Below are 6,038 nucleotides of genomic sequence, written 5' to 3' on the forward strand. Positions count from 1 at the left end.
CGATCATCGCGCCGGGCGTCAGTTCCTGGCGCAGCACCAGCCAGGCCCCCGCCGCCAGCATCGCGCTTTGCAGGAACAGCCGGAAGGTCCGCGAAAAGACGCTGAACCCCGCCGACAGGTCTCCGGCGCGGACCGCATTGTCCTGTGATTCAGACCGGGCCAGGCGCCAGCGGGCAAAGGTGGCGCCGCGCATGCCCAGGGCGCCGATCACCTCGCCCTCGTCGCGATAGAGGTCCGCCATGCGCTGCGCCTGCGCGCCGGCCTGGGCCGAACCCTGCAGCGGCGCGCGGGTCAGGACGCGGTTCAGGATCGTGGTGCCGACCAGGATCCCGCCGCCGATGGTTGCGACGATGCCCAGGACCGGGTGGAACATGAAGACCGCCGCCAGGAAAAGCGGTGCCCAGGGCAGGTCGAAGAAAGCCAGCATGACCGGTGACCCGATCAGCCGCTGGACGGAATCCAGGTCGCGCATCCCGCCCGCCGTGGCGGCCGATTCGTCGCCGCGCAATGCGCCCTCGCGCAGGGCGGCGTCGAAGACGCGACCTTCCATCCGGTCCTGGAACCGCGCGGCGATCCGCTGCATCACGCGGTTGCGGATGATGTCGATGGCACCCATCAGCACGAAGAGGAAGATCACCAGCACGAACAGCGCGGTCAGCGTCTCGACGCTGCGCGAGGCCAGCACACGGTCATAGACCTGCAGCATGAATAGCGGCCCGGTCAGCATCAGCAGGTTCACGACCGCCGAGAAGACCCCCACCGACAGGAACAGCGGCCACCCCGTGGCGCGCGCCTGGCGCAGTTCCCGGGCCCCGTCCGTCAGGTTCGCAGCCTTGGCCATACGTCTTGCCCCGAAAATGCCGCGCCGATGGCGGGGCTTGCCTCGTTACCGCGGCGACCATATCACCACGCAGGCCTACGCCGGCCTGCCGCGACCCTCGCATCGAAAGGTTAAGGATTCCTTTTTTAAGAAAATTTCTTATTCCATAGACAGTCTACAGCCCCACTAAATTCGCTATTTGAAATTTAATACTATTATATATTCGCAACCTTTTTGGTGTCGCTGCCTTTTGCATTGTTACGATAATGTAGTTTAATTGGAATTATTATTTGCATGAGAAAATTTATTATAACTTTTCTTGAAATTTTCCTTCAAAAGTATTGGGTAGATGACCCATGGAGAGAATTTTAATTATTTAGGAATTGATCCTGCATAAAAAAACCCTTTGTTAAAGGAAATGAACAGAGGGTTAAAATGGCGCAGATCAGACATAGCCACTTTGGTGGAAACGTAGTTCTCACTCGCGATAGTCTCACTGATGGCGACGCCTACCATGAAACGCTTGAGGAGATCGATTTTTCAAATATTCGATTTCCAGGTGGGGGCGTTACGGAGGCTCAAACATGGGAAAATGGTGGCCTTCACCGTATGTTTGGGAAACCAATGGATCCAAAGGACGAGAAATATACTTTAACTATTCGAGAAATGCTTGATTTCGCTGAAAAAAACGGGAAATCGGTATCGATTGTAACGCCGACATTTCAATTTTACGATAAAGTTGAAGGGCACTTCGATACACGAGGATTCAATGCATATCTTGCAGAGCTATCTAAGGCATTTTCCGAATACCCGAGCGTTAAGATAAATAATTTCGAAATTGGTAATGAATATTGGGGTAGTAAAGAATGGGGATCTTTACAGCCTGACGAGTATGGAAGAATAGCAAACGCAGAGATTTCCGCAATAAATGGAATGATAAATGAGGTATGGGGGGACCGTCCTGCAGATGATCGCCCAGGAATAGGAATACAAGCTGGCGTTCAATGGAAGGCGGAGCAAAATGCCGACGGAACCTGGACCGCAGTAGGTCCCCGCCATTCACTGGAAATTATCAACGAGATAACGACTGAAAACCGCGCATTAGTAAGTGCAATATTTCAGCACAGTTATCCAGACGCTAACGATCTAACTTCCAAGATCAATTGGGCCATAAATCCAATGCGAGTTTTTCAGGAAGCCACCGGCTTTCCAGATAACATTCAACTTATTATATCAGAATTTAATATCGGTGAAAACACAGCTGTTGGAACGCAACAGGCTGCAGCATGGATCAATGCGTTCTCAAAACTGATCGATGCGGGTGTCGATGCGATCGATCATTGGGGAATTTCATATGATTGGCTATCGAACAAATTCTACGACACGAAATTTTCACCGTCCGAAAGCGATGGCGGAGCGATAGTGACAATTGCGACTCCGATGGGTCAGCTTTATGATATCGCTGAAAGACATTTAATAGGTAAGAGCTCTGTAAAAAACACGGAAGTTTCCGACTGGGTGGAGCAATCAGGTGATATTCAGACTAACGGATTTTCAGAAAAAAATCAGAAAGTAGTATTCTTTTACAACCAAACAGATGAAGATACATCAATATATCTAAGCAGCATATCCAGCAACTATCATGTATCTACGTATCACATTATTCCCGCAGATTCGCCTTATAGTACCTGGTACGACGAGTCTATGTCCAAAACTCCCTCACCTGGACAGATAGCTGATGCTCGTGGCGACATGAAAGTCGTTTCAGGACCAGGTGGCACGTTTGACAGCGAGCTAGCGCCCAACGAAATTGTCGTAGTTGTAATTTCAGATAGTAAGCGAGATCTTTTTATAGAGGGCGCTCACAACGTCACCGACCCACGAACAGGAATGGTTAATGACGCATTCCAGGGAGCAAACGGAAATGACGTTCTTTACGGCCATGTTGGTAATGACAGGATATTCGGAAGTGGCGGCAAAAACGTTATTGCCGGAGGAAAGGGTAATGATATCCTTCTGGCCGGCGATCACGGCGACTTAATCTTATCAGACGGCGGAATTGATAATGTTTGGGGTGGCCGTGGTAGCGATATGCTTTTATTTTCGTCCGCCAAAGGCCGACTTCAGTCTACCGCTGTCGGAGGAGCAGGAAATGATCTCTTTATCGTAATGCAAGACGCAAATGTAGATATTTTGGACTTTGCGTCTGGCGACCTAATATCGTTTGGAGGTGCATTTAAAAGTAAGGTAGAGCTTCAAAACGCAACTCGGATAGATGGTGCAGATCTGTATATCTCCATGCCCGGCGGAGGAGAAGTGAAGATCGCAGGGGCGTCTAACATAATGTTTGACCTATACCTATATAACATAGATTTTTTACAGCAATCCGAACGTTATTCTTTGTCTAACAGGTATCTCAAAGGTTTCTCAGACTTTCAGATTTCTGAGGCGGTAAAAATTACCAATGAGGCTAAGTTTGCCACAACCTTTTATTTTGAAAATTTATCAAGAATTATTGATTCGGTAGGCGGGATTGGTTCAGACCTTGATGAGGACCCAAACGTAGCTCCTTTGGAAGAAGGAAAGGTAGTTTATGGGAGTTCATCGGCTGATCAGTTATGGGGCACGGTGCATTCAGATAAAATTTACGGAATGTCTGGAAATGATAAAATTTACGGTGCTGCTGGCGATGATGAGCTAAGTGGAAATCACGGGCATGACATAGTTTTTGGTGGCCTGGGAGACGACGTCATATACGGCGGTACAGGATTTGACCGCCTATATGGTGGAGCAGGAAGTGATGAAATTAATGGAGGAGATGGTAACGATTTTATAAATGGAGATGCTGGAAGCGATCGCATCTTAGGCGGATCGGGCCAAGATACGATTTTTGGCGGCATCGACTCAGATATTGTCCACGGTGGATACGGCTCCGATAGAATCTTTGGTGGATATGGATCCGACCGGCTTAGCGGCAACCAAGGAAACGACTATCTCCACGGAGGATGGGGGAACGACCAGATTTATGGTGGGCTAGGTAGCGATACATTGGCTGGTGCGGCGGGTAACGACAACCTATTCGGGGGCTTTGGTAACGATGTGCTATTTTCTGGGTACGGTGATGATCAATCATATGGGGGCATCGGCAACGACTTAATCCACGGACAACACGGCAATGATCGTCTATACGGGGAGGGTGGCAATGACACTCTCCGCGGAGGTTTGGGCAATGATCGTCTGAGCGGCGGAGCGGGAATCGATCATCTATATGGCGGCCCCGGAAGAGATATCTTTCAGTTTAAGCTCGGCGATAGCAAGCCAGGGGCGTTTGATAAGGTATACGACTTCAGAACCGGTGTCGATATTATCGATCTATCCGCAATTGACTCAAATATCAACAGACCAAGTTTTCAGTCGCTAAAAATCTCTCAGCGACCAGAAGCAAACGCCCTGTGGTTCTTAAGCGAGGATGGCGGCACATATGTTTGCGCTGACGTCAACGGTGATCGAAATGCTGATTTCGTTATTTTTCTACCGGGAGTTACTAACTCCGATAATGTAGATCTTATTTTTTAAACCTCGACAGCTCAGCGGATTTGTTAGATGGCATACGCGTTGAAAAATTTAGTAAATACGATACTGGAACCGCACGCCCGTCGCCGGCAGTAGCTGGAATAAGTATCAATAAGGCTCACGATCCGCAGCTTTTTACCCAAGGATACTAGGTGATGGACATTTGCCGGGGACACAGTCCCTTGGGCTGTTTTCTGGTCTGGCTCCATTTCAATGCCCACACATCTTTCGGCCCGACAGCCCCGGCCCAATCATCGTGCAGCTTGGCCTCTACCCGCCGTTTCGGCGACTTATTTGGCAAATTGCAAACCTAACGCTTTGTATACATCGTACGTCATTTTCACTTCGACCACCCAGCCTTTCCGGTCGAAGACGATTTAAGCGCGGCGATAGCCTTAGCGTAAGCGCGTTTCGCAGATCTCCCAAATCGTCCGTTTAAGTTCTGCCGGATCGGTGCGGCGGAATGAGTCGTGGTACCTCGAGCAGTCAAACTTCGGGACACTGCACGCCCTGCGGACTGAAACAGCATAATTTGCGCAGATCTCACGAACCAGTTCGCGCGTCCGATCCGGCTGCAGAGATTTTGTCGGACAACATTCTGGACCATCTGACGATCCAAGGGCAGGTCCGCGGCGATATGCTCCAATCGTGAGTTCTCGTCGTCGAGCTGCTTCAGCCGGCGCACCTCGTCGTGTCGCAGACCTCCACACTCCTTCCTCTAAGCAAGGTAAACCGACTGCCCTATACCTGCCTTGCGAAAGATCTCCGCAACCGACGTGCCTTCCGCGCCCTGCTTCGGGATGAACGCCTTCTGCGCCTCCGTGAACTTCGATGTATTTATCGTTATCAGCTACTCACCCAGCCAAGGGACGCCAGGCTAGAGCTTCAGCCTCAAACAAAAAAATTTTAACAGGGCAGAGAAGTCTTATTCCTTTGTCTCCAATCTGGCGAAAAGTCTGGGTCAGGGGAGCCACGTTTTAAAGAGCTACAAATATTATAGTGTCTGCTCTACTGTAAATCCTATCTTCGATACCAAATTTTAAATTTGGTATCAACATAAATGGATAAGATATGACATTTTAGAATATTGTATCTAGAATCATCGAATTTTACAGCCGGAACTATACGGTTGCGGCGAGCATGATCGTGGCGAGGAACGTTTCCGGGCACCGATCGTATCGCGTAGCGACACGCTGCCACTCTGTGAAATGCCAAAACGTAATTTTAATGCGATTGCGCCGTTTGTAACGCCGCTTGTCGTCTTCAACGGCCTTCTTGCGAGACTTCCGGCCGGGGATGCAGACCTTTATCCTCTTGTGTCTCAGAGCTTTTCTTAACTAATCGGCGTGGTAGCCCTAATCTACTGGAAGCCAGCCCGCCTTCGGCAGGCTGCCTAGCAGAGCTGCCGCGCCGACGTAGTCACTCACCTCACCCGCCTACATGAAGAATCCGATTGGCCGCCCTCGCATCCGCCACAGTGTGCTGCGTGGTGTACATGCCACCTTTGGTTTGCCCGATCTGGCGCCTGTGCCCCTTTTATTTGCCCCGAAGCGCGATCATATGCAGTGTGCCTTAGAGCGTTTCTGCAAAACCCGGAATCATGGGATTTTCATAGGGGTCTGCTTGTGATTCATCCTTTCTAGGA

General features: G+C 50.1%; 2 protein-coding genes and 1 pseudogene. 1 reads left to right on the forward strand and 2 read right to left on the reverse strand.

Annotation, left to right across the window (positions count from 1 at the left end; all coding sequences use genetic code 11):
- Positions 1-841 (reverse strand): ABC transporter transmembrane domain-containing protein (locus FHD68_RS17205; protein ID WP_244297934.1); only part of this gene is annotated, 841 nt, incomplete at its 3' end.
- A gap of 414 nt (positions 842-1,255) precedes the next feature.
- Here FHD68_RS17205 and FHD68_RS17210 point away from each other — a divergent pair.
- Positions 1,256-4,396, forward strand: a complete 3,141-nt coding sequence (locus FHD68_RS17210) for a calcium-binding protein (RefSeq protein ID WP_139086366.1) — start codon at positions 1,256-1,258, stop codon at positions 4,394-4,396.
- Between the two features lie 1,118 nt (positions 4,397-5,514).
- Here the strand turns inward: FHD68_RS17210 and FHD68_RS17215 are convergent.
- A pseudogene (locus tag FHD68_RS17215) lies at positions 5,515-5,926 on the reverse strand (IS5 family transposase); the annotation flags it as partial.
- Positions 5,927-6,038: the final 112 nt, after the last annotated feature.

The sequence above is a fragment of the Paracoccus marcusii genome (assembly GCF_006151785.1).
Lineage (GTDB): Bacteria > Pseudomonadota > Alphaproteobacteria > Rhodobacterales > Rhodobacteraceae > Paracoccus > Paracoccus marcusii.